This is a genomic window from Cryobacterium sp., assembly GCF_025463825.1.
GTDB lineage: Bacteria > Actinomycetota > Actinomycetes > Actinomycetales > Microbacteriaceae > Cryobacterium.
In genome coordinates this window covers 1-22,125 of record NZ_JAODBG010000130.1, presented here as the reverse complement: position 1 = coordinate 22,125, position 22,125 = coordinate 1, and the positions used below count along the sequence as shown (strand labels likewise).

The following is a 22,125-nucleotide window of genomic DNA, read 5'->3' as shown; positions in this document are numbered from 1 at the left end:
CTGAGCGGGACTACAGGTGGTCGTGCTCAGCGTGCGCACGGGGCACGATAGGCACAGCGAGCGCGGGGAACAGTGCGGCGGCCGCGAAGGTGAGCGGGTACCCGACCACGCCGATCAGCGCGCCCATCAGCGGCCCCACCAGGGACGCTGCGATGAACTGGCCGGTGTTCTGCACACCGAGCGCCTTGCCCGACCAGCCGGGGCCGGCCATTTCCGCCACCGACGTGAACGCCAGCCCGTTCGGCGCCACGGTGCAGGTGGTGGCGAGCACGAACACCACGGCGGCGACCCCCCAATGCGCGGCATCCACGGCGGCAAGCACGAGCAGCACGCTCGCCACGCTCACCGCCACCCAGCGCAGCGGCCGTACCCGGCTGCCGACCCGATCGCTGACCACGCCGATCACGATGCGGCCGATCGCGCCCGCGAACTGCGCGGCGCCCACCAGCACCCCGGCGGCAAGCGGCTCCCAGCGCTGCTCGCTGACCAGCCAGACCAGGCCGAACGTGGAGATGGTGAACTGCGGCACCACCAGCAGCACGGAGGCGGCGTGGATGCGCCAGAGGAAACCGCTACGTCGGTACGGGTTGACCTGCGGCAGCACCGTCGCGCCGCCGCTCGGGGCGACCCGGGGCGGGTTGGCGAGCCCGATCGCGCAGGCCACGGCCAGCACCGCGGTGAGCGCGAACGGCACGAACAGGGCGGCGCCGACCCCGGCATCCGCCGCGATCACCGGGATGGTGACGGCCGCGACGGTAACGCCCAGCGGCTGCGACATCTGCCGGATGCCCATGGCCAGGCCGCGTTTGTGCTTGGGGAACCAGCCCACCACGATGCGCCCGCTGGCGGAGTTGGTGCTGGCCGAGGCCATGCCGCCGAGGAGCAGGAACAGGCCGAGAATCAGGTAGCCGTCGGCGAGGATCGCGCCGCCGGCCGCGAGCGCGGTGAGCAGCAGGCCGCCGGCGATGACCCATTTCTCGCCGATCCGGTCGGCCAGGGCGCCCCAGAGGATGAGGGTGAGCACCATGCCGAAGGTGGGGATTGCGGCCAGCAGCCCGGCCTGGGCGAGGGAGAGGCCGCGTTCGGTGTGTAGGAGCGGGATGAGGAACGCCGGGGCGCTGACGAAGACGGTGCCGGCGGTCTGCGCGGCCACGCCGAGGGCGAGCACCACCCAGGCGCGGGTGCTGACGGTGGGCGTCGTGGTGGTGGTCGTGGCCATGGTTTTCTCCTCGCAGTGCCTGCTAATCTACTGGTACACCAACCCGGTATACCAAATCGCGCGCGATGAAAGGCTCCGATGCTTCCTCCCGTACCGGCCTCCCAGACCGAGCAGCTCTACGACCGGCTGCGGGCGGCCATCCTGTCGCTGGAACTCGCGCCGGGGGAGCGGCTCACCGAGCGCGGCCTCGAGGCCGGCTTCGCCGCCTCCCGGACGCCGGTGCGCGCCGCCCTGGGCCGCCTCGACGCGGAGGGTCTCGTGCAACGGGACGGCCGTGGCTGGATCGTCTCGCCGATCGACCTCGCCGAGATCGGGGCGCTCGCCGAGTTGCGCGAAGCCGTGGAGGGCGCCGCTGTGCGCCTGGCCGTGCAGCGCGCCTCCGCCGGGGACATCGCCGTCGTCGCCGCGCTTCTGGACGCCGCCCGGCCGGCCGACAACACGGCTGCCAACGCGGTTGCCGTTGCGACAACCGCCGCGAACGACACCGCGACTGCCATCGGAACTATCGCTGCGGCAGCGAGCGCGGCCGCCACCGCGGATGACGACGCGGAGCAGGGCCTGCGGGCCGGTGGCGACTTCCACGTCGAACTGACCCGGCTTTCCGGCAACCCCGCCATGGTCGATACCGTGCGCGGCGCGATGACCCGCCTGGCCCGCACCCGCTGGCTCGAGGTGCGCACCGCCGCCGCCCGCGACCAGGCCTGGCGAGAGCACCGCGCGGTGCTCGACGCCCTCACCGCCGGAGACGCCGACACCGCCGCGCGCCTCCTCACCGACCACATCCGCGGCACCAACGACCGCCTGCTCACGGCGCTCGCCGCCGACAGTCGGCGCCTGCGCGGCCACGGTCTGGCCATCGTCTAGCCCGCTCACCCCCGACCCGCCCCAACTGTTGCCGCATCGGACAATTGGTCCCGGTGTGCCGGGTGCAATTGTCCGCACGGGCAACAGTTGTGCGTTCTCGCGCGGGTTTGGCGCGCGCCGGCACCGGCCACGAGCATCGGCTGTGCCGCGTGCCTCCTTGTGGGGGTGCCGCCGGGGGCGCGCGGCTCGCTAACCTCAGACCACCGCACGCGGTGGGCCCTCGCCCGCACTGCTCCCCGGATGGTTGCACGCCCAGTTGGCGCACATCCTCGAGGTGGACCCGGCATGACCGCCCGTCAGCGCGGTCTTCCGGGCGCAGTCGCGTCTGGGCGCGTCCAAAGGAGCTCCGTGACCCTGCACCCACCCGCCATGCGCACGCGCATCGCAGCCCAGCTGGTCATCGAACATCTCCTTTCCCGCCAGACCGCCGTGCCGCCGCGCACCCGCGTGGCGCGCTTTTTCGGCAAGTCTCCGCTGTGCCCGGAGAGCATGGGCTGGTACCTCGGCGCGCAGGGCGAGATCACCGTGGGCAAGCTGCTCGCGAGCCTGCCGACCGACTGGACCACCTTCCACGCGGTGCCCATCGGCAGGAACGCCACCGACATCGCCCACATCCTGGTCGGCCCCGGCGGCATCTTCACCATCGACACCCAACATCACTGCGGCAAGCACATCTGGGTGGGCAGGCGCACCGTCACGGTCTCCGGCCACAAGAAGGCCTACCTGCCCGCCGCGGAACACGAGGCCGAACGGGTCACCACCGTGCTGCGCGAGCGGATGCCGCTGGTCGCGCCCGTGCAACCGGTGATCGCGCTGGTCGATGCCAAGCAGATCACCTTCCGGGACAAGCCCGTGCAGGTGAAGGTGCTCGACGCCCGCGGCCTGCTCGGCTGGCTGGAGCGGCTGCAGCCGGTGCTCAGCGACGACGAGATCGCCGAGGCCGTGGTGATCCTGGACACCCCGGCCACCTGGCGCGAGCAGCCCCACCCGGCGGCCGCCGATGTGATGACCCGCTTCACCGCCCTGGACGGTCAGGTGCGGCACGCGCGCATCCGCCGGGTGCTGTGGTCGACCGCCGCGGTGATCGGTGTGGGCGGCGGTGCGGTCGGCGCGGCCGTGCTGGTCGAGAAGGCGCTGCTCGGCGCCCTCGCCGGCTGACGAACCCGGCACTCAGCCCGGCAGCCCGGGCGGCTCAGTCCGGGCGAGTCCAGGTGACCACCAGGGCGGCGCCGAGCGCGCCGACGAAGTATGCCACCAGGTCGATCGCGGTGAACGTGGTGCCCAGCAGCAGCCGGCTGGGCGGGAAGGCCCCGGCCAGCGCGGCCGGCACCCCGGTGAGCTGGAACAGTTCGATGCCGGCGCACGCCACGAAGCTGGCCACCCCGATGCGCCACGCCGCCGTGCGCACGAACACGAACGACAGCACCACGAAGAGCATGACCGCATACAGGGCGTCGGCCACGAAGTCGCCCGCGGCGCTGTCGATGGTGAAGTGGGCCACCAGCCCGGTGATCAGAATGAACGCGGCGACGGCGGCCAGCATCCGTCGCCGCCGGCTCGCCGGGGACCGCAGGGACAGCTCGCCGGTGACCTCGAGGAGATCTTGCCGGGGTTGCGCAGCGGACCGGATGAGGTCGTCCCGTCGATTGTGCGACGGAAATACCCGGTTGTTGCGCGTCATTGCAAAAACATACCGTGTGACAGCCCAACGTGGCGCCGTCGATGCGTACGAATGCGGTTGGGCGGATGCCACGGGCCGGGATCGGCTCGCAGCCACCCCTCGCCGTCAGCGGCGGCCACTGCTAGCGTGCTGGCATGAACACTCCTTCCGACCCGGCCGGCCCGTTCGCCGCCCTGATCGGCTGCGTCTTCGTCGGCACCAGCCTCGACGGGTTCATTGCCCGCGAGAACGGCGACTTCGACTGGCTCACCGCCGCGGGCGACGCGCTGGGGGAGACCGGCTACGACGAATTCTTCGCCAGCGTCGACGCCATGGTCCTGGGCCGCGGCACCTTCGACACCGTCAGCACATTCCCCGAATGGCCGTACGCGGGCAAGCGGGTGTTCGTGCTCAGCCGCACCCTGCTGCGCAGCCACAGCAGCCTCAGCCAACCGGACACCAGCATTCACGCCACCCTCGGCGACGTGCTCGAGGCCCTCATCGTGGAGGGTCGCCGCCGAGTGTACGTCGACGGGGGCCGCACCATCCAGAGTTTCCTGCACGCCGGGCTGATCCGGGAGATCACGATCACCCGGGCGCCCGTGCTGCTGGGCTCGGGCATCCCGCTGTTCGGGCCGCTCTCCGGGGATGTGCACCTGCGGCACGTGGGCACCCGCGAGCTCGGCGCCGGCTTCACCCAGTCCAGTTACGAGGTGCTCAGCGACACCTAGGCGGTTCAGTCGATCTCGGCGCGCTCGGCCAGCGTCAGCCACTCCAGAAGTGCCTCCGTCGACAGTGCCGGGCTGTACAGGTGGCCCTGCGCGGCGTCGGCGCCCATCTGGGCGAGGAAATCCTGCTGGTCGGGCCGCTCCACCCCCTCCGCGATGGTGGTGATCCCCAGCTTCCCGCTGATCTGCACGATCGCCTCCACCACGGTGCGGTACACCGGGTCGGCCAGCGCCCCGGCCACGAAGCTCGCGTCGAGCTTCACGACCGTGTCGGCAGCATCCGCAGGGTCGACAGCGACGCGTAGCCGGTGCCGAAGTCGTCGATGGCGATGCGGACGCCGTGGTGGGTGAGGGTCTTCAACCGTCCCACCGCCGCCACGGACTCCAGCACCACCGACTCGGTGAGCTCGAGCACCAGCCGGCTGGGCGGCAGAGCGCTGTCGGCCAGGCACCAGAGCACCGACTCCACGAAGTGATCGCTGTCGAGCTCGAGGGCGGAGACGTTCACCTGCACGGTCATCGGCACGCCGGGCCGGGTGTCCGGCCAGGTCATCGCATCCGTGCACGCGCGGCGCAGCACGAAAGCGCCCATGCCCAGGACCGCGCCGGAGCTCTCGGCGGCGGCCATGAACTCCTCCGGCTGCAGCAGCCCGCGGTCCGGATGTTGCCACCGCACGAGCGCTTCCGCCCCGGTGCAGCGCAGATCGGCCAGCGATACCACCGGCTGGTAGTGCACCACGAGCTCGCCGCTGCCGGCGGCGCGAGACAGCTGCCGTTCGAAGGACTCGAGCGCCGGTTCGCCCTGCAGCAGCCCGGCCGTGAAGGCACGCACACGACCCTTGCCGTTGGCCTTGGCCGCGTACATCGCCACGTCGGCCTGGTGCACGAGTACCTCGAGCCCGATGTCCTCGGTGGCCGATGCCACGCCAACGCTGGCTCCCACGCGCACCGGCCGGCCGTTCACGAGGATGGGCGTGGCGAGGGACTCCACCATCCGGTGTGCGATGGCCGCAGCGGCGTCGGCCGTGGTGCCGGTGAGCACCCCCGCGAACTCGTCGCCGCCCAGCCGCGCGCACACGTCCCGTGGACGGGTGCATCGGCGTAACCGGTCGGCCACCTCGACGAGCACGGCGTCGCCGGCCTGGTGTCCGAGGTTGTCGTTGACGTCCTTGAAATCGTCCAGGTCGAGGAACAGCACGTGCAACCCGGCGGATTCGTGGTGCTGGGCCAGCTCCTCGGCGAGCTTGGTGTTGAACGAGGCCCGGTTGTGCAGGCCGGTCAGCGGGTCGCTCTTGGCCTGAGCGATGAGCTGGCGGTGCGCGTCGCTATTGCGTAGCGCAAGGTTGACCTGGTTCACCAGGTTGCGCACCGACAGGATGGTGCCCTCGGGAATGCGCTTGGGCGCCCCCACCAGCAGCCAGGCATCGTTCTCCTCCTCGGTGAGGGCGACGCACTCCCACTCGAGGGTGCTGCCGACGGCGGCGTTCAGCGGGTCAGCGTCGGTGATGCGAGCCTGGTCGACCGGCCCGGCGCAGGCGACGACGGAGCCGGAAATGGTGACGGGCAGATCGGCGAATTGGCCGGTGCTCGCCCCGATGCGCAGCACCTCGCCGTCGCGGGCGGCCTTGAGCACCCGCACGCCCGGCGTGGTGGAGCCCAGTTCGTTGGCGGTGGTCCAGGCCAGGCCGCGGGTGCGGTCGGGGTCAGTGAGGCCGAGCAGCTTCGCGCCGGTCTCGGTGAGTGCCTTGTCCCGTTCGATGGCCAGTCGTGCGCCTGCAGCGCAATCCGCAGCTGCCCGGACACCACCACGGTGAGCAGCATGATCGACACCACCCCGGCCTGTCGAAGCAGGTCCGGAACCGTCGTGTGCTCCGGCATCAGCGGCCACAGCACGGTGATCGCCACCAACGCGGCCGAGTAGAGCGCACCGCGCGCCACCGACTGCCAGGGAGAGCCATAGAGGGTGCGCACCCAGGCGGAAGCGAAGATCAGCGGCGTCACGGCGGCCGGTGACGGGCCGGCCAGCGCGAATGCCGTGATCGCGACGGCGTCGAGCACCTCGAGCCCGAACGGCACCCGCTGGCGCAGAGACCCGTAGATCCAGGAGCCCCAGAGGAAGAGTGTGGCGCCCACCGCGAGCACCATGGCGGCCGGATTGACCGTGACCAGCGGAACCACCCCGGGCAGGCTGAACAGCAGGGAGAACAGGGCGAGCCCGGTGAACAGCCACCGGGCGCCCTGCAGGATGCCCGTCGGCCGGCTGATCAGGGTCGGCAGGGCCTGACGCAGCCCGATCCGAGCAGGTTTCCCAGGTGCCGACCATTCCCCGACTGCGACCAGCTGACTGCGTTCCTCACCGTGGGTTCACGGCGGTCACCTCCCCGGGGATGACCACGCCGACACGTACCTAGAACTTAGCAGTGAGCACTCCTCAAGACGGGTGCGTGCAGAACGGGGTCGGCGACGTTGCCAGTCAGATCAGGCGGCTCGTTCCGGGTATCTGTCGGACTCAGACGGGTGTAATTTTCGGTTTGTGGACGGCTTCACGCACCAGTCGGACGCCGACCGCGAGTTCGATGAACTGCGCAAGAGGGCGTACGGTCCCCATCCCGACATCGCGGAGGACCCGGCGGGTCTCGCGCGGCTGCGCGAACTCGAGGCGGCGCATCGCCGAGACGGCAAGCGTGAGGCGGATGCCCCCATGGGGCAGGGCGTCGCCGGCCCGGCCGTCGCTCCGATGGCGGCTCCCGCCGCCCAACCTCCGACTCCCGCGGCCCCGCCTGCGCCTGGCGCTAACGCGCCGGCGAAGGACGTCTCCTCTCGGTCGGAACGGCAAGGCGAAACGGCGACCTGGTGGAGACTCCTGGCGTGGGTGGCCGGGGCGCTGGTTGTCGCGGGCGGGATCGTCGTGACGGTCCTCCTGGTCTCCGCGCCGCGTCCGGATGCCACACTGCGCGCGATCCCGACCGGGTCGGACGAACGGCTCCGCACCCTGGTGGTCGAGGAGACGATTCTGGAAATCGACCCCTTCACCCTCCGCGCCTTCGGGACCTATCGCGGGCTCGAGATCTGGTCCGCGGAGAACGCGTACGACTCGCCCTGTCTGGTGGCGATGCTCCGGGCAAACGACACCCTCTCGGAGTCGCGCTGCGCTCCGCCTCCCGCGGACCTGATCATGGACGTCTCGTCAACCGGCGACGGGTTCGACGGCTTCGACGGCCTCGACGGCGACGGCATCATCCGATTCATCTTTCATGGTGACACGGTGGATGCCTTCGTCCACCTCGTGCCGGCGGCGGGCTGATGGCCGCATCCTCGACCCCGTTCGATGCTGAGCGCGAACTGGAGGATCTCCGCCGGAGGGCATACGGTCCGCATCCGGACATCCAAGCCGACCCCGCCGCGCTGGCACGGCTGAAGGAGCTGGAAGCGGCGCGCTCCGCGAGCCCACCGTACGGCGCCTATCCAGAGATCGGCCCGCCCGCTGCGGTCGCGGCTGACGAGCCGGCGGTTGACGGCGACTGGAGCAGCCCCGATCCGCCGGACTGGGCAGCCGGCGAGCACTCGCCGCCGCCGCTGTGGCAGCGTCTCACCTCGAAACAGGCCCGCCGTGCGTCGTTCGTGGCCGGCGCTCTGGTGGCCCTTGTTGCCCTCGTGTATACCGTGGCGGGGCTCGTCGGACCGCGTGCCGATGCGACCTTGCATCCGATCGCGGACGAGCCGGACAGAGTGGTGCTCTCCTTGCTGAGATTCGTCGGCGCGGATATCGACCGCTCCACCGTCCGCGGCTACCAGACATATCGGGGATTCCAACCGTGGTTCTCCCGGGAGAACGGGGGTTCTCAGTGCTTCATGCTCGTCGACCGCTCGACAAGCACGGTCGACGGCGCCAATTGTGTGCCGCCCGGGGTAGACCTCTTTGCCGACGTCGGCGAGTGGCCCCTGCTGGGCGAGGACTACACGGAAGGGCTCCCGGACGGGAGCATCATCCGGTTCCACTACCGCGGAGACTCGGTGGACGTCTTCCTCTATCCCTCGTCAACGATCGGCTGAGGCTCGGAGATCGAAGATTCGCCTGATGCAGGCCTCGGGCTCCGCCGGCCTGATCCGGGGCGGCCCCGGGTCTACGCTGTCGGCATGAGCCTCTCGTCCCAGCGGCTCGCCGCGGCCGACGAGGCGAACCTGGTGCTCGACCATGCCGGCCAGGTCAACGTCTTCCTGGTGGCCGGACTCCTCGACCCCGGCGGCTTCGTCGGCGCCGATGGCGATCCCGACCTCGGTGCCCTTCGAGCCGCGGTGCGCGAGCGACTCGCCGGGCTCCCGCAGCTGCGCCAGGTGCTGACGGGTCGGGGCTTTCGGCATCGCTGGGCGGCGGCGCAGCCCGACCTGGAGCAGCACGTGCGCCTGGGCCCGGCCGTCCACGGGCTCCCGGGCCTCGAAATCCTCTGCGGCGACCTGATGGGCACGCCGCTGCTGCGCGGCCTCCCGCTGTGGGAGCTGCTGGTGATGCCGGATGCGGGGAGCCGCCGCGTGTGGATCGTGCTGCGCATCCACCACGCCGTCGCCGACGGCATCCAGGCGGTGGCGATCGCCGGGCAGCTGTTCGATCCGCCCGCACCCGCGGCCGCCCCTGCGGCCTCCGAGCCCCGCCCGCGAGACCCGCAGCGCCGCCACCCGCTCGCCACCCTCCGCACCTTTCTCTTCGGCCTCCACCGCACCCGCCTCACCCTCACAGCGAGCGGAGTCGGCGCCACCGTTCTGCTCGGCCCGCGTAGCGCCAACCGCGGGGTGGCCTTCGTCGACATCGACCTCGCGGCGCTCGAAGCGAACACGCGCCCGCGGGGCGCCACCCTGAACGACGCGCTGCTGGCGAGCGTGGCCGCGGGCTACCGAGCCGCCCTGCCTGCGGCCGGCGAGCCGCTCCCCGCCCGGCTGCCCGTCTCCATTCCGGTCGCCCTGCAGCGCCGGGGCACGTCGGGCAACCAGGTCGGCGTGATGCTCGTGCAGCTGCCCCTCCAGGTTCCGGACGCCGACGATCGCCTGCGACTGATCGCGGAACAATCCCGGGCGGAGAAGGGCCGGGCCCGGCAGCAGGGCACGCTCGAGCTGATGCGCGGCCCGGTGGGCGCCAGCATCATGAACCGCCTTGCCCAGCGGCAACACCTCGTCGCCGGCTTCGTCACCAACGTGCCCGGCCCGCCTGCACGACTGCACCTCGCCGGCGCCCCCGTCGCCGCCATCTGGCCGGTGGCCGTGATCGCCGCCAACGTGCGGCTCGGCGTCGCGGCCATCTCCTACGCCGGCCGGTTGTCGTGCAGCGTCCACTTCGATGCCCGGTACGTGCCCGGCGCCGTGTTCGCGGGCGCCATGGCCGACGAACTGGCGCGGCTCAGCGCGTGAGTTCGGGCCGGCCGGCGAGTTCTATCCCATCGAGATGCTCAGCTGCAGGACCATCCACACCCCCAGGGCGACCAGGCCGACGATCACCAGCAGCCCGGTCAGCACGTTGGCCAGCCCGACCCACATCGGCGCGGCGCCGAACCGGCCGCGGTTGCGCAAGAGGAGGGTGCGCGCGATCAGGTACACGGGCGCGCCCAGGAACGACCACGCCCAGGTCGCCACGCCGTCGTGCCACTGGCGCAGTTGCCTCACGTCGAAGATCGCCAGGCCCACGATCAGCGCGTTCGGCACGACGAGCAGCACGATCCAGTGCCACACGGGAACGTCAGTGGTGATGACGGCGTTCAGTGCAAGGGCTCCGGTCACCAGGGTCAGCCACGGCGACGCGGCCAGCAACCACACCCACACGGTTCCCCAGCGCTGGCTGCCTCCGGCGACGACGGCGGCAGGCTCCGCCGACGGATGCGCCGGCACGGCCGGGCCGACATGTTCGGTCCACTCGGTGCCATCCCACCACCGCAGCGGAGTGCCCGCGCTGGCGCCCGGCTCCGGGTACCACCCGGCCGGCGCCACACCGGCAGTCTGCTCGGTCACAAAGGTCCCCCTAAACCAGTCAATTGACGCCGCTCATCGAGTCGCTGAGCTGCTGGATCACCCAGATGATGAATGCGCCCAGCGCGAATAGCCCGACGGTGATTGCCAGCCAGCTCAGCACGATGTTGGCCAGCGCCACCCACAGCGGAGTCGACCCGCGAACCGTGTTTCCCCGCACCGCGACGGCGCGGGCGATGAGGTAGGCCGGCGCGCCCAGCAGCGACCAGGCCCAGTGCGGAACCCGCGGATGCTGCCAGTCGCGCAGGCGCCGCGCATCGAGGACGGCCAGCCCGACGGTCAATGCGTGCGGGACCAGGAGGATCGCCACCCAGTAGTAGCTGGTCTCAGAGTCGACTGCGGCTGACCAGAAGGCCGCGATCGCAGACGCCATCGTGAGCCACGGGAAGAAGGCCAGGAACCACACGGACACGGTGCCCCAGCGCAGGCCGCGGTTCGGTGTCGCGGCCGGGTTCACCGCATAGGCGTACACGTTCGACGCCTGCTCCTCGGGCAGGGACGGCACGAACGCATCCGGCGTCGCCGGAGGGTAGGCATCCGGCTGTGGGGAGGAAATGGCCGGGCCGTACGCCGGCTCGGCGCCTGTCCCGACGGGCGGCTCGTCGGCCCGCGGGGCTTACTGGTCCGTCCAGTCGTCGCCGTTCCACCAGCGCAGTTGCGTGCCGCTGTCCGGATGCTCGTACCAGCCGGCTTCCGGCGTCACCTCAGGTCGCTGTTCGCTCATCAATTCCCCCAGATCGAGCTGCGTGCCACGTCGTGCGGGGCCGCATCCACCGGCGGCACCCGAGCCTCAGTGCATTGGCCCGGCGCGGTGCAGACACCGCACCTCGGCCCGCGAACATGCGCAAGACTGATTCCTCGGCAAGGGGGACATGCATGGCCAGGGACAAGAACAAGAACACCAGGAAAGACGGCAAGAAGGCATTTGCCGGCGGCCGCCCGACCGACAAGCAGGGCAGGCGCACCACCGGATCGATCGCCCGCACGCGGCGGGTCGTCGCCATCGTCGGCAACCTCATCGGGGCCGCCGCCCTCCTCGTCGGTATCGGAGCCATCGTCTGGCTGCTCACCCTCACCGCGGCCGGCAACTCCATCAGCTCCGCTGTCGAAGACGACGTCGCCGGCACGAGCACCATCGCGTTCCCCACCCTGATGGCCTTCCTGTCGATGACCGGATTCTTCTTCGGCCAGTTCGCGGTGCGTGGCCGGTGGGGCCTGGGCGGCGGCGCGCCCCTCTCCGGCGGAAACTTCACGGTCGAGCTGCGTCCCATCGGCGTCGCCCTGCACGCCGTCTTCCTGGCCGGGGCCGCGCTCGCCTGGCTCCTGGTCATGGTCCTGCCGGTCGTGGCGGATGCCCGGGGCGCGATCGACATCCCCGATGGCTCATCCGCGGCTGAGCAATTATGGTTCACCGTGACCGTGTACGGCGCACTCACCGGTGTGCTGGCGGCGATGGTCGCGGTCTCCCTGCTCAAGAAGCTCACCTACAACAGGTCTTTGCGCGCCAACGAGGCGAGCATCGCGAACGGCTCACCGTCGCAGCGGTGGTGGCGGAGGTTCTCTCACATCTGGCGCGCGGAACTCGGCATCGCGGGGGCCGGCGGAGCGGCGCTCGGCCTCAGCCCGCTCGGCGTGCATCTCGACAGCGCCGCCTATGGTGTCGGCGCCCTCGCCCTCGGGGGTGCTCTGAGCGCAGTCGCTGTGCTGGCCGCCCTCAATTCTTGGCGCTCCGGACTGCCCGTCGAACGCGTCGAGTCTTACACCTGAGCAGCCCTAAAGGCGGAGAATCTCGGAACACGCGGTCAATCCGGGCTGCGGATGCGGCGTGTTCCGAGAAGTTCCGCCTTTACGTATCCGCATTCCCAGACCGTTCCCGGGTCAGGCGGGCAGCGGCGGTTGCGGGGCCGGCGGCTCAGGTTCGGTCCTGAAGCCGATGGCCTTGTGGCTGCCGTCGCAGAACGGTTTCAGACTGGAAACTCCGCACCGGCACAGGGCAACGGTTTTGCGTCGCGGCGGGATCACGACGCCGGTCGGCGTGCGGATCTCGAACGGTCCGCGCACCAGCAGGGGCCCGTTCGGGTAGGCGGTGATGCTCACGGGCTCGTCGGCACCGGCGGCGGGGATGTCGGCAGCGTCGTCGTCGGGCGCGATCATGCCGGCAGGTCCAGGTATTCGGGAACGCGCAGCGCGGAGTGGCCGGCGGTCCACGCGTCGATCTGCTGCGCGCCGGCCAGGCCGTCCACGTACAGTCCGGCGGCAGCGCCGAAGAACACGTCCTCGAGCAGCTCGGGCTCGTCGGTGACGAGGGAGCCGGCCAGGTCGCGGGCGGCGATCTGCTCGTGCACCGCATCCGCTTCGACGTGCTCGTCGAAGTAGAAGGTGACGTTCGCGTCGTAGCCCAGGCGGCGAAAGCCGTTGCCGTACAGCCGGTTGGGCTGCGACGAGGTCATCTCGAATGCGGCAAGGTGCCCCGCGGTGGCGCCGCGCAGTCGGCGATGGGTGCCGAACATGGTCATCATGTTGCTCGACGCCAGGGTGATCGCCGGAACGGCGTCGATGTAGTGCCCGTAACCGGCATCCAGTCCCACGCCGCGCATTGTGCGGGCGAAGAGTTCGGAGTGCATCCGCTCGAACCGGCCGCCGCCGTACTCGTCGGCCTGAATCTCCACGAGCGCAGCCTTCGCCCGGCTGCGGATGCGGGGGATCGCCCAGGTGTGCGGGTCGGCTTCCTTGAGCTGGTAGATCGAGCGCAGGATGAGGAACTCCCGGGCCTGCTCGTCGGTGGCCTTCTTCGCCAGGAACCGGGAGACGCTCGGCCCCGAGTCGGCCCCGGTCAGCTCGAACAGGGCGGCGGCGACGCTTTCCACATCCGGTGCGGGCAGCGGGGGCAGCGACACCCGCTCTCTGAGCGCGGCTTCGAAGAGGCGCTCGATGGCCGCACACAGGGCGAGCACCTCCGGGTGCCATTCCCAGTCGTCGTCGATGCCCTGCAGGCCGCTGTAGCGCAGCTCGTAGGCCATGAAGAGGGCGAGCTGCAGGTCGTCGTCCTGCAGGACGTCGTCGGTGGCGCGCAACGCGGCGTCCAGATCCACCCCGAACTCGGTGTGCTGATTCGAGATGAGCTTACGAAGATTTGTGCTGACGGGACCTCGGGCCTGGGGCATTTTCACGTGGAGCACCTCTCTGATCGACCGGCTTCCTGCGCCGTGGTTGCATCGCCGAATGGGAATCCTAACAGGGGGCAGGTGAGAGAAACCCGGGGCTGGGGCCCCTTTCTCTAGGGGTTCCTTCTCGCCTCACCTGCACAGAGTATGGCCCTCATCCCCGCGCCGCGGTAAGCGGCCTTGCCGCGCGGGGGAGGCATCCGTCAGAGTGGGATCACGCGCCCACGTCCCGAGGAGATCCCCGTTATGAGCACAGACATCGGTCCCATCGAATTCGTATTCACCGGCCCGATCGGGGTCGATGTCAAAGGTGATGTCTGGTCGTGCGTGGAAGTGCCTGGATCGGTGGAGTTCTTCGGCACCGGCAAGGCCGTGAAGGTGGTGTCCAGAGTGGATGCCGAACCGCTCACGGTCGCGCTGATGCCGACCGGCTCGGGCGGCCACATGATCTCCATCAGCGCCAAGCTGAGGAAGAAGCTCGGCAAGGAGATCGGGGACGCTGTCACCGTGCGGCTTACCGAACGGCTGACGTAGTAGCCGGTCACGGTCTCGTCCGGAGCAAGGTGAGGTAGGCGGTCCGGCACGAAAAATGGTGTGAACGACACTGGTCGTTCACACCATTTCTCATCGTGCGTCGTCCGGCGGGCGCCCCGCCAGACTGTTTCGGTGTTTCGGGCTTACGCGGTGATGGACGTCGCCTCCGCCGGGGCGCCCGTTTCGATCTGGATCTTGCGCGGCTTGGCCTTCTCGCTGACCGGAATCACCACGGACAACACCCCGTTGGCGTAGTTGGCCGAGATTCGGCTCGAGTCGACGCCGTCGCCCAGGCTGAACTGGCGGAGGTAAGCGCCGTGCTGGCGCTCCTGCGCCAGCCATTTGGCGTTGTCCTGCGCCGTGGCCGTGCGAGTGGCACGAATCGTGAGCAGCTGGCCATCCACGTCGACATCGACCGAGCCGGGGTCCACCCCGGGAAGGTCGGCGGAGAGGACGTACTGGTCCCGTTCGCGATACAGGTCGACGGGCATGAATCGGGCGCCCGGACGGAACTGCAGGAGGTCGCCGGTGAGGCGGTCCAGCTCGCTGAAAGGATCGAAAGACATTGCCATAATGAGGATTCCCCTTCCTAAATAGTGAGCCTGACTGGCTCTTTCAGGAAAAATGTTAGCACTCGTACATTGAGAGTGCCAAGTCGGACCTTGCGCGAACGCGCCCCTCCCGATGAACCCGTCTTAGACGAAAACGGCCACGTTGTGCCGGCCGATCGGCAGCATCATCGGGCGACCCGAGGTGGGGTCCTCGAGCACCCGGCTGGTGAGGCCGAAGACCGCCTGCACCGTCTCCTCGGTGAGCACCTCGTGCGGGCCGCCCACCGCGTGCACCCCACCGTCGGCCAGCGCGATCAGGTGGTCGGCGTACCGGGCGGCGAGGTTGAGGTCGTGCAGCACCATCACGATGGAGGTGCCCCGGCTGTGGTTGAGGTCGGTGAGCAGGTCGAGCACCTCCACCTGGTGGCTCACGTCGAGGAAGGTGGTCGGTTCGTCGAGCAGCAGCAGGTCGGTCTGCTGGGCCAGCGCCATCGCGATCCACACCCGCTGCCGCTGCCCGCCGGAGAGCTCGTCCACCGACCGGTCTGCGAGCACCGCGGTGTCGGTGGCGTCCAGGGCCGCAGCCACGGCCTCGTCGTCCTCCGTGTTCCAGCGGGAGAACATCCGTTGGTGCGGGTTGCGGCCGCGGCCCACCAGGTCGGCCACGGTGATGCCCTCGGGCGCGATCGGCGACTGGGGGAGCAGCCCCATCGTGCGGGCCAGCTCCCTGGCGGGCATCCGGTGTACCTGCTTGCCGTCGAGCAGCACCTGGCCGGCCCTGGGGGGAAGCTCAGTTCCACCGTTGAGCGAGCTGTACCCGAGTGAGCTTGCCTCCCGCTCCAAGTCGGTTGCGGTCGCAAAGGCGGAGAATGTCGCGACACGCCGTCTCCGGCGGCAGCGGATGCGGCGTTCCCCGAGATAGTCCGCCTATCCGTGCGCTCGTCGGTGCGTCCACTGAGCTCGGCTTCCGGTGGCTCGGGCAGCGCGGCGGGGTACTGTCACCGCTGCAGCAGCAGGTCGCGGATCAGCTCGTTGCCCTTCTGCGATGGATGGGTGTAGTCCTCGGCCAGCAAATCACCTGACGGTGTCAGTCCGTCCGTCCCGTTGAAGGCGGTGAGGAGGTCGACGCAGTCGCCTCCGACTTTTTCCGCCTCGTGGCACACTACGGTCCGCCACGCGAGAAGACCGGCGGCAACCGTCCGGGATGCAGATCCCGCGGTCTCTGCTCCGAGAGCCTCGAAGTCCGGCCAACCGGTCCAGGCGTTGTAGGCGGTGAGGGCCCGGATCGACGCATCCGGTGCAAGCCCCCGCACGCCTCCGAGCAGGTCTGCCAGGTTGGCGGCCGCTGTGGCAGTCTGGGTGCCGATGCAATCGGCGGTAGTCGCACTGAGCGCTTCGGCTGCACCCTTGACCGTGTCGAGGTCGATGGCCTCGTCGTAGCAGGAGCCGTCGCCGTAGGGTGGTTGGTCGTTGTAGCCGACCGAGACGATGATCACGTCAGCGTTGGAGAGTGCTTCGTCCAGCGATCCACTCTCTACCTCGTCGAGGACATCGGAAACGCGCGCGCCGTCGTGCCGCGAACGGTTCACCGCCGTGTAAATCTCGTCACTGCTGTCGCTCAGTGCTTCTGCGTAGCTCTCAACGAATCCCACGCAGCCGGGGCAGTCGTCTGGGGAGTTGAACGGAATCGAGTCCCCGATGACCACCACGGTGCGGGTTGGTGCGGAGTCGTCAGGCGTCTGTGTTGCGTGTGGTGCGGTCGCGGATGACGGGTTCACGGTGCAGCCGGACGCGGTGATTGCCAGCACGATTCCCAGCGAGGCGATGCTGATCTGCCGTCTCTTCATGATGTCGCTCCTTCTCGTTGCCGGCTTCGACGTCCGGGTCAGGCCACTATCACTCCACTCGGTGTCGGCGCAGTTCCGGAGTGGTATCAGGCCGGTATCAACGGCGTTGTGCGGTATCGGGGGGACGACGATACTGACCAGGTGACGATCTCCGTGCTGGGTCCCCTCGTCGTTGACGACGGTGCGACCCCGGTGGCGCCACGCGACCGAATCGTGCTGTCGGTGCTGGCGATGCGGGCCGGATCTTCAGTACCCGCCGACACTCTGGCGGACGCTCTCTGGGGCGCCGATCCCCCGAGTTCGAGCGCAAAAGTCGTGCAGGGATGCGTCGTGCGTTTGCGCCGCCGCTTCGGCCCCAACGCGATCGAGACGGGTTATTCGGGATATCGCCTCGTGACGGCCCCCGACGACATCGACGCTCGACGGTTCGAGCGTTTGGTTTCGCGCGCGCGGGAACTGATCTCGCTCGCGGATCCCCATCGGGCAGCGTTTGTCGCGGCCGAGGCACTCGACCTATGGCGCGGCGACGCGTTCGCGGACCTCGCTGGTTGGGAGCCGGGGAGGACGGAGGCACAGCGACTCGACACGCTGCGCCTCGATACGGAGGATCTGCGCCTTGAAGCTCTGCTCCAAGCCGGTCGATACCGGGAAGCGCTCGACGACGCACAGGCGAATGTGTCGGCATCTCCTCTTCGCGAGCGCCGCTGGGCCTTGCTTGCACAGGCACAGTATCAAGCCGGGCGGCAAGCCGATGCCCTTCATACTCTTCGCAAGGCGCGCTCACTGCTCATCACGGAGCTCGGGCTCGATCCTGGTCCTGACATCGTCGCGCTCGAGGGAGCGATTCTCCGTCACGAACCCTCACTCTCCACGACCGTGGCCACGCAGCCGAACGGGCGCTCCCCTTACCGAGGTCTCCTCTCTTACGACCGCGACGACGCCGAGTCCTTCTTCGGGCGCGATCTCGAGATCGACGAGGCAGCGCTCACACTGACCCGGGCAGGAGTGCTGATAGTCGCCGGCCCGTCGGGCTCGGGCAAGTCGTCGTTGGTGCGGGCCGGGATCGCGCCGAGCCTGCGTCGCGAGGGACGGGCCGTGTGCGTGATCACGCCCGGTCCTCACCCGATGCGAGCACTGGATGCGGTGTCGCGTGAGCTTTCGATTACAGGCTGTGTGCTCGTCGTCGACCAGGCGGAGGAGGCGGTCACGCTGTGCGCCGACGGCAGCGAGCGCGACCAGTTCTTCGCCGCGTTGACCAGGCACGCGCAGAGTGGCCCGCTCATTCTCGCCCTGCGTGCCGATCGGCTGGGAGATGTGTCCGCCTACCCCGACCTGGCCAGGTTGGTGGAACGTGGGCTCTACCTCCTCAAGCGCATGAACGAGGTCCAGCTCCGGGCAGCCATCGAGCAGCCGGCACGACAGGCCGGACTTCGCCTTGAGCCAGGCCTGGTCGACGTGCTCGTGCGAGAAGTCGAAGGTGAACCGGGCTACCTTCCCCTCCTCTCGCATGCGTTGCAACAGACGTGGGAGCGGCGGGAGGATCGTACGCTCACCGTCGCCGGCTACCGCGCGTCCGGCGGAATCCGGGGGGCGGTCGCACAGTCCGCAGAGATCGTCTATCAGGACTCGCCCGTCCGTGAGCGCGACATCCTCCGGCAGATCATGATGCGACTGGTCGGGCCGGGGGAGGACGGGGAGCCGGTTCGTTCGCGAATGGCCCGGGGCGCGATCGTCGGCGATGCAACGCGCGAGCGGCTGATCGAGAAGCTTGTGGGCGCCCGGCTCGTTACCAGCAACGAGGATGCCGTCGAGATCGCTCACGAAGCCCTGGCCCGAGAGTGGCCGAGGCTTCGCGGGTGGCTCGAGGACGATGTGGACGGTCAGCGGCTCCGCCGACACCTCGAACAGGCGGCTGATGCGTGGGACGAGATGGGACGGCCCGACACCGAGTTGTACCGAGGCGCGAGACTGGCCGCCGCGAGGGATTGGCGCAGGAGCGAGAATCCGGCCCTCAGCCCGACCGAGGAACAGTTCCTTGAGCGTGGTCAGGATGCCGAGGCTACCGCTCTGGAGGCGGCGCACGTCGAGTCAACCCGTCAGCGACGGGCCAACATCCGGCTTCGCGCACTGCTCGGGGGTGTCGCCGTGCTCGCGATCGGAGCGGTGATCGGTGCCGGCGCCGCCGTGATCCAGTCCGGCCGGGCCGACGCCGAGGCTCGAACCGCCCGGGCGCAGGAGCTCGCCGCATCGGCGGTCGGTGCGGTCGATGAGAATTCGAGCCTGGCTCTTCTCCTAGCCGTAGCCGCTGCGAACGACGGGGACCGCTCGGTGCGCACCCTCTCCGCGCTGCAAACCGCCCTGAGTGCAGTGCGGGAGGGCGGCCGCATGGCTCCGGTGGAGGGAATCGGCTGGCTCACCGGTTCGTTGGCCCCAGACGGCACCCAGCTCGCCCTCGCCGGAGGCGAACCGGGAGGCGGAGTCTCCCGCGAGGTCACCCTGTTCGACACCGCGAGCGGTACCGAGGTGTGGACATCGCGGTTGCCCGACGCCGAGGCATCCTCCTGGATCGTGCGTCCGATAATCAGTCCGGACGGCACGGAAGTCCTGTGGGGCGTGATCCACGACGCCGACAACGAACGCCGCGTCGGCGGCAACCCGGCCGACGAGCCGAGCACAAAAGGAATCGCGATCCACGACAGGCGAACCGGGAACCTGATCGAGATGATCGACGTCGGCCGCTGCGGCGGCTACCCAGCGGCGGTGACCGACGCGTACATCCTGCTGCGGGTTCCCGTCTCCGCGATGACGGACGGGGAGTGCGTCTGGGAGGGGTATAACGACTTCACCCGCGTCGTTCTCTTCGACCGTGCCACCGGGGAGTCGACGACCTTGAGCACGGAGAGCGTATTCCGTGCACCGCCGGTCATGTCAGCCGATGGTTCGATCGCAGCCTTCCCCGACGGGTCGGACCTTCGCATCGTCGACACGAACAGCCTGCACACCGTGCTAGCGGTGCCGGATTCGGAACCGCGAGCGATCTCCGGCGACGGAGCGACCCTCCTCGCCGGTCGAGAGCCGTTGTCCGTGCTGGATGTTCCGTCAGGAGAGGTGCGCGCGACGATCGTCATGCCCGCGGGTGGAGCCACGGTCACCGCTGCTCTCTCCTCCGACGGCGCTTCGGCGTGGACATCGGGGCGGGACGGTGTGCTTCGCGAGTGGAACACGGCGACCGGCCAGGAGATCTTCAGTTACCCCGGGGTGGGAACCGGTGACGTCAGTCTCGGCGGAGCAGGGCTGGCGGCCGTCACACGGGGCGATGGCGCCGAAGCGATGGTGATCGACCCGAACCGTGGGCAGACCGTGACCCACGAGTCGAACCCGGCGTCGGCATCCGCGGAGGCGACTGGCCGACGCGTGTCGGTATCCGATGCGGATGAGGTCGCGCTCACCGCGGCAGACGGCAGATCCCTCTGGTCGACCGATGTCCACGGGGGAGCGGTCGACGCGATCGTCGATCCGACCGGTGAAGAAGTGATCGTGTCGACCGCTGACAGTCGTTTGGTCGCGCTCGACGCCGCCGACGGCAGCACGCTGCGTGACGCGTTCCTCAACGTCACCGCGACGAACCTCACCTTCGTCGGCTTCGACACCGGCGGCGACCTGCTCGCGGTCAGCGACTTCCGGGCGAACGGCGGGGGTGACCTCGTGCGCCTGGATGCCGCGACGTTGACACCGACATCCGTCTCGCATCGCATCCACGAGGGAACCGTCACCGCGGTGGCCATGTCCCCGGACCGATCGATGTTCGCCACCAGCGGCAGCGAGGAGGTGATCCGGATCTGGGATGCTGCGAGCGGCGTGCTCCTCCAGGAAGCCCCACAGCCGAGCGCAGCCGACTCGCTGCGCTGGCGAGACGACGGGCGAGTGACGGCAGTCGCTGGCCCAGCGGAGACTGCGTACACGGTCGACCCGGACGAGCTCGTGACTCTGGCCCGCGCTTCGCTGACCCGCGGGTTCACGCTGACGGACTGCGAGCGATTCTGGGCCGACCGCGAGTGCCCGTACCTCGCCGATCTCGACCCGGCACGGCGCGATGACACCTCGGACCTCGACGGGGCCTACCAGGTGCGGTGGAATACGGAGGACCTCATCGCGGAGATGACAGCCTTGGCAAGCTCACGAATCGGCGCGCCCCTTGACGAATCCTCAGAGGCGACCATCGAAGACCAGATCCCCACCTACACGGGGACGATGACATTGCGGATGGCCCACGGGACATGGGACTGGCGGATGCGGGGCCAAGGGGAGCCGCTGTGCGCCGGCACCTACACGCGGGCGGGCGGGCACGTGCGCTTCGGTGTTGAGCGCGGCTCAATCTGCGTCGGTGTCGTGGCTTTCGAAGCGGATGTGCGGGCAGACGCCGAAACGCTGACCATCGCGCCGGGCACGTTTCGGGGCTACTGGGCGGACGAGGTCCCCCTGACGGCGAAGCCGTGGGCGAGGACGAACTAAGCCGCTCCGGCCCAGTACTGGTAGTCACTCCACCCGGCATCGGTGAGGTGATCGACGTTGACCTTCTGAATCAACGGGAACAACTGCGCGCGGCCAGGCTGGCGTGGTCGGCGGTGGCAACGGAGGAGGAGGCGAGCGAGGTCATGCGGAGGACACTCAGGCAGCGGCTCCTTCGCCGGCGCGGAGATGACGGTTCGTGTCCGGCCGGGACTCCGTCGGTGCAGGCTCTCGGCTCAGTGAAGCGTCGAGGCAGCTGGGCGCGCAAAAAAGGACAAGGTGAGATGAAAAGGATGGGATTGGGGATCGGGTCCTTATCACCGAACTAAATCCTTGTAAACGTTCGTTGCCAGGCGGGAACTGGATGTCGTTTGCCGCCTCCATCGGCGGTTGTCAATGCCTTGCCGAGCTCGGCGGCCCGACGTAGTTTTGGGGAATGAAAATCGGATACAAGCTGATCGCCGAGGCATTCGGACCGAAAGAACTCGTACGCCAGGCCGTGCGCGCCGAACAGGCGGGCTTCGACTTCGTGGAGATGAGCGACCATTTCCACCCCTGGGTGGAGGCTCAGGGCCACTCACCGTTCGTCTGGAACGTGCTCAGCTCGATCGCCGCGAAGACCACCACCCTTGAGCTCGCCACGGGTGTCACCTGTCCGAGCGTGCGCTATCACCCGGCCATCATCGCCCAGGCCGCCGCCACCCTCGCGCTCCTCTCCGACAATCGTTTCACCCTCGGTGTCGGCTCGGGTGAACGCCTCAACGAGCACATTGTGGGCCGCGGCTTCCCCGGCATCCACGAGCGGCACGCCACCTTCGACGAGGCACTGGACATTATCCGGCTGCTCTGGCAGGGCGGCTACCAGAACTACGACGGCTCTTACCTCAAGCTGGAGGACGCCCGCATCTTCGACCTGCCCGACGTGCGGCCCACCATGGCCGTCGCGGTGAGCGGGCCCCAGTCCGTCGCCCTCGCCGCCGAGCACGGTGACGGGCTCTTCTCCACTGAGCCCGAGGCCGACCTGGTCACCGGCTACC

The 22,125-nt window shown here is 69.3% G+C and carries 23 protein-coding genes; 11 read left to right on the top strand and 12 right to left on the bottom strand.

Translation table 11 applies throughout. The annotated features are described in order from the left end of the window. Positions 1–10: 10 nt before the first annotated feature. Positions 11–1,219, bottom strand: coding sequence for an MFS transporter (locus JWP54_RS16070; RefSeq protein ID WP_297374008.1), 1,209 nt, complete (start codon positions 1,217–1,219; stop codon positions 11–13). Positions 1,220–1,297: 78 nt separating this feature from the next. Between JWP54_RS16070 and JWP54_RS16065 the strand changes: the two genes are divergently transcribed. Continuing rightward, a complete protein-coding gene (locus tag JWP54_RS16065) occupies positions 1,298–2,083 on the top strand; it encodes a GntR family transcriptional regulator (RefSeq protein WP_297374006.1) in 786 nt (261 codons plus the stop codon). Between the two features lie 348 nt (positions 2,084–2,431). Continuing rightward, entirely contained in the window at positions 2,432–3,241 is an 810-nt protein-coding gene (locus JWP54_RS16060; RefSeq protein ID WP_297374004.1) for a nuclease-related domain-containing protein, read from the top strand. A 34-nt stretch (positions 3,242–3,275) separates the two neighbouring features. On the opposite strand, the gene JWP54_RS16055 is transcribed toward JWP54_RS16060, so the two are convergent. Continuing rightward, on the bottom strand, positions 3,276–3,764 hold the full coding sequence (locus JWP54_RS16055) for a DUF2809 domain-containing protein (RefSeq protein WP_297374003.1): 489 nt from the start codon (positions 3,762–3,764) through the stop codon (positions 3,276–3,278). 134 nt (positions 3,765–3,898) lie between these two features. Here JWP54_RS16055 and JWP54_RS16050 point away from each other — a divergent pair, with 134 nt between their 5' ends. Beyond that, positions 3,899–4,474 (top strand): dihydrofolate reductase family protein, encoded by a 576-nt coding sequence (locus JWP54_RS16050; protein WP_297374001.1) that lies wholly within the window; start codon positions 3,899–3,901, stop codon positions 4,472–4,474. Between the two features lie 5 nt (positions 4,475–4,479). On the opposite strand, the gene JWP54_RS16045 is transcribed toward JWP54_RS16050, so the two are convergent. Both JWP54_RS16045 and JWP54_RS16040 read right to left on the bottom strand, forming a co-directional pair. Next, a complete protein-coding gene (locus JWP54_RS16045; RefSeq protein WP_297373998.1) occupies positions 4,480–4,734 on the bottom strand; it encodes an EAL domain-containing protein in 255 nt (84 codons plus the stop codon). Beyond that, a complete protein-coding gene (locus JWP54_RS16040; RefSeq protein WP_297373995.1) occupies positions 4,731–6,359 on the bottom strand; it encodes a bifunctional diguanylate cyclase/phosphodiesterase in 1,629 nt (542 codons plus the stop codon). Before JWP54_RS16040 ends, JWP54_RS16045 begins: the two co-directional genes overlap by 4 nt. A 75-nt stretch (positions 6,360–6,434) precedes the next feature. Here JWP54_RS16040 and JWP54_RS16035 point away from each other — a divergent pair, with 75 nt between their 5' ends. From JWP54_RS16035 to JWP54_RS16020, 4 genes are all read left to right on the top strand, one after another. Then, a complete protein-coding gene (locus JWP54_RS16035; protein WP_297373993.1) occupies positions 6,435–6,569 on the top strand; it encodes a hypothetical protein in 135 nt (44 codons plus the stop codon). 435 nt (positions 6,570–7,004) lie between these two features. Beyond that, positions 7,005–7,775 carry a hypothetical protein gene (locus JWP54_RS16030; RefSeq protein ID WP_297373990.1) on the top strand — a complete coding sequence of 257 codons (771 nt, stop codon included), beginning with the start codon at positions 7,005–7,007 and terminating at the stop codon, positions 7,773–7,775. Further along, the gene (locus JWP54_RS16025; RefSeq protein WP_297373987.1) at positions 7,775–8,524 is read left to right on the top strand and encodes a hypothetical protein; all 750 of its coding nucleotides are present in this window, start codon (positions 7,775–7,777) and stop codon (positions 8,522–8,524) included. The genes JWP54_RS16030 and JWP54_RS16025 overlap by 1 nt, the downstream gene beginning before the upstream one ends. 84 nt (positions 8,525–8,608) lie before the next feature. Further along, complete coding sequence (locus JWP54_RS16020; RefSeq protein ID WP_297373985.1) at positions 8,609–9,871, top strand: wax ester/triacylglycerol synthase domain-containing protein; 1,263 nt, start codon at positions 8,609–8,611, stop codon at positions 9,869–9,871. A 21-nt stretch (positions 9,872–9,892) separates the two neighbouring features. On the opposite strand, the gene JWP54_RS16015 is transcribed toward JWP54_RS16020, so the two are convergent. From JWP54_RS16015 to JWP54_RS16005, 3 genes are all read right to left on the bottom strand, one after another. Beyond that, positions 9,893–10,465: a DUF2510 domain-containing protein gene (locus tag JWP54_RS16015; protein WP_297373982.1), complete on the bottom strand. Its 573-nt coding sequence runs from the start codon at positions 10,463–10,465 to the stop codon at positions 9,893–9,895. Between the two features lie 19 nt (positions 10,466–10,484). After that, the gene (locus JWP54_RS16010; protein WP_297373979.1) at positions 10,485–10,988 is read right to left on the bottom strand and encodes a hypothetical protein; all 504 of its coding nucleotides are present in this window, start codon (positions 10,986–10,988) and stop codon (positions 10,485–10,487) included. A 111-nt stretch (positions 10,989–11,099) separates the two neighbouring features. Further along, positions 11,100–11,207 carry a DUF2510 domain-containing protein gene (locus JWP54_RS16005; RefSeq protein ID WP_297373976.1) on the bottom strand — a complete coding sequence of 36 codons (108 nt, stop codon included), beginning with the start codon at positions 11,205–11,207 and terminating at the stop codon, positions 11,100–11,102. 152 nt (positions 11,208–11,359) lie between these two features. On the opposite strand from JWP54_RS16005, the gene JWP54_RS16000 reads away from it, so the two are divergent. Continuing rightward, positions 11,360–12,250: a hypothetical protein gene (locus JWP54_RS16000; RefSeq protein ID WP_297373973.1), complete on the top strand. Its 891-nt coding sequence runs from the start codon at positions 11,360–11,362 to the stop codon at positions 12,248–12,250. Between the two features lie 111 nt (positions 12,251–12,361). Here the strand turns inward: JWP54_RS16000 and JWP54_RS15995 are convergent, their stop codons facing one another. Then, positions 12,362–12,637, bottom strand: coding sequence for a CDGSH iron-sulfur domain-containing protein (locus tag JWP54_RS15995; protein ID WP_297373970.1), 276 nt, complete (start codon positions 12,635–12,637; stop codon positions 12,362–12,364). Further along, positions 12,634–13,653, bottom strand: coding sequence for an iron-containing redox enzyme family protein (locus JWP54_RS15990; protein ID WP_297373968.1), 1,020 nt, complete (start codon positions 13,651–13,653; stop codon positions 12,634–12,636). Before JWP54_RS15990 ends, JWP54_RS15995 begins: the two co-directional genes overlap by 4 nt. Positions 13,654–13,893: 240 nt before the next feature. On the opposite strand from JWP54_RS15990, the gene JWP54_RS15985 reads away from it, so the two are divergent. Continuing rightward, positions 13,894–14,181, top strand: a complete 288-nt coding sequence (locus JWP54_RS15985; protein ID WP_297373965.1) for a DUF1905 domain-containing protein — start codon at positions 13,894–13,896, stop codon at positions 14,179–14,181. Positions 14,182–14,324: 143 nt separating this feature from the next. Here the strand turns inward: JWP54_RS15985 and JWP54_RS15980 are convergent, their stop codons facing one another. The 3 genes from JWP54_RS15980 to JWP54_RS15970 all read right to left on the bottom strand — a co-directional run bounded on the left by JWP54_RS15980 (position 14,325) and on the right by JWP54_RS15970 (position 16,579). Beyond that, the gene (locus JWP54_RS15980; protein ID WP_297373962.1) at positions 14,325–14,753 is read right to left on the bottom strand and encodes an Hsp20/alpha crystallin family protein; all 429 of its coding nucleotides are present in this window, start codon (positions 14,751–14,753) and stop codon (positions 14,325–14,327) included. A gap of 123 nt (positions 14,754–14,876) precedes the next feature. Then, on the bottom strand, positions 14,877–15,575 hold the full coding sequence (locus JWP54_RS15975) for an ABC transporter ATP-binding protein (protein ID WP_297373958.1): 699 nt from the start codon (positions 15,573–15,575) through the stop codon (positions 14,877–14,879). Positions 15,576–15,730: 155 nt separating this feature from the next. After that, positions 15,731–16,579 (bottom strand): SGNH/GDSL hydrolase family protein, encoded by an 849-nt coding sequence (locus JWP54_RS15970; protein WP_297373955.1) that lies wholly within the window; start codon positions 16,577–16,579, stop codon positions 15,731–15,733. Positions 16,580–16,720: 141 nt separating this feature from the next. Between JWP54_RS15970 and JWP54_RS15965 the strand changes: the two genes are divergently transcribed. Further along, entirely contained in the window at positions 16,721–21,091 is a 4,371-nt protein-coding gene (locus JWP54_RS15965; protein WP_297373952.1) for a BTAD domain-containing putative transcriptional regulator, read from the top strand. A 433-nt stretch (positions 21,092–21,524) separates the two neighbouring features. Then, on the top strand, positions 21,525–22,125 hold a 601-nt coding region (locus tag JWP54_RS15960), incomplete at its 3' end, for a TIGR03557 family F420-dependent LLM class oxidoreductase (protein ID WP_297373949.1).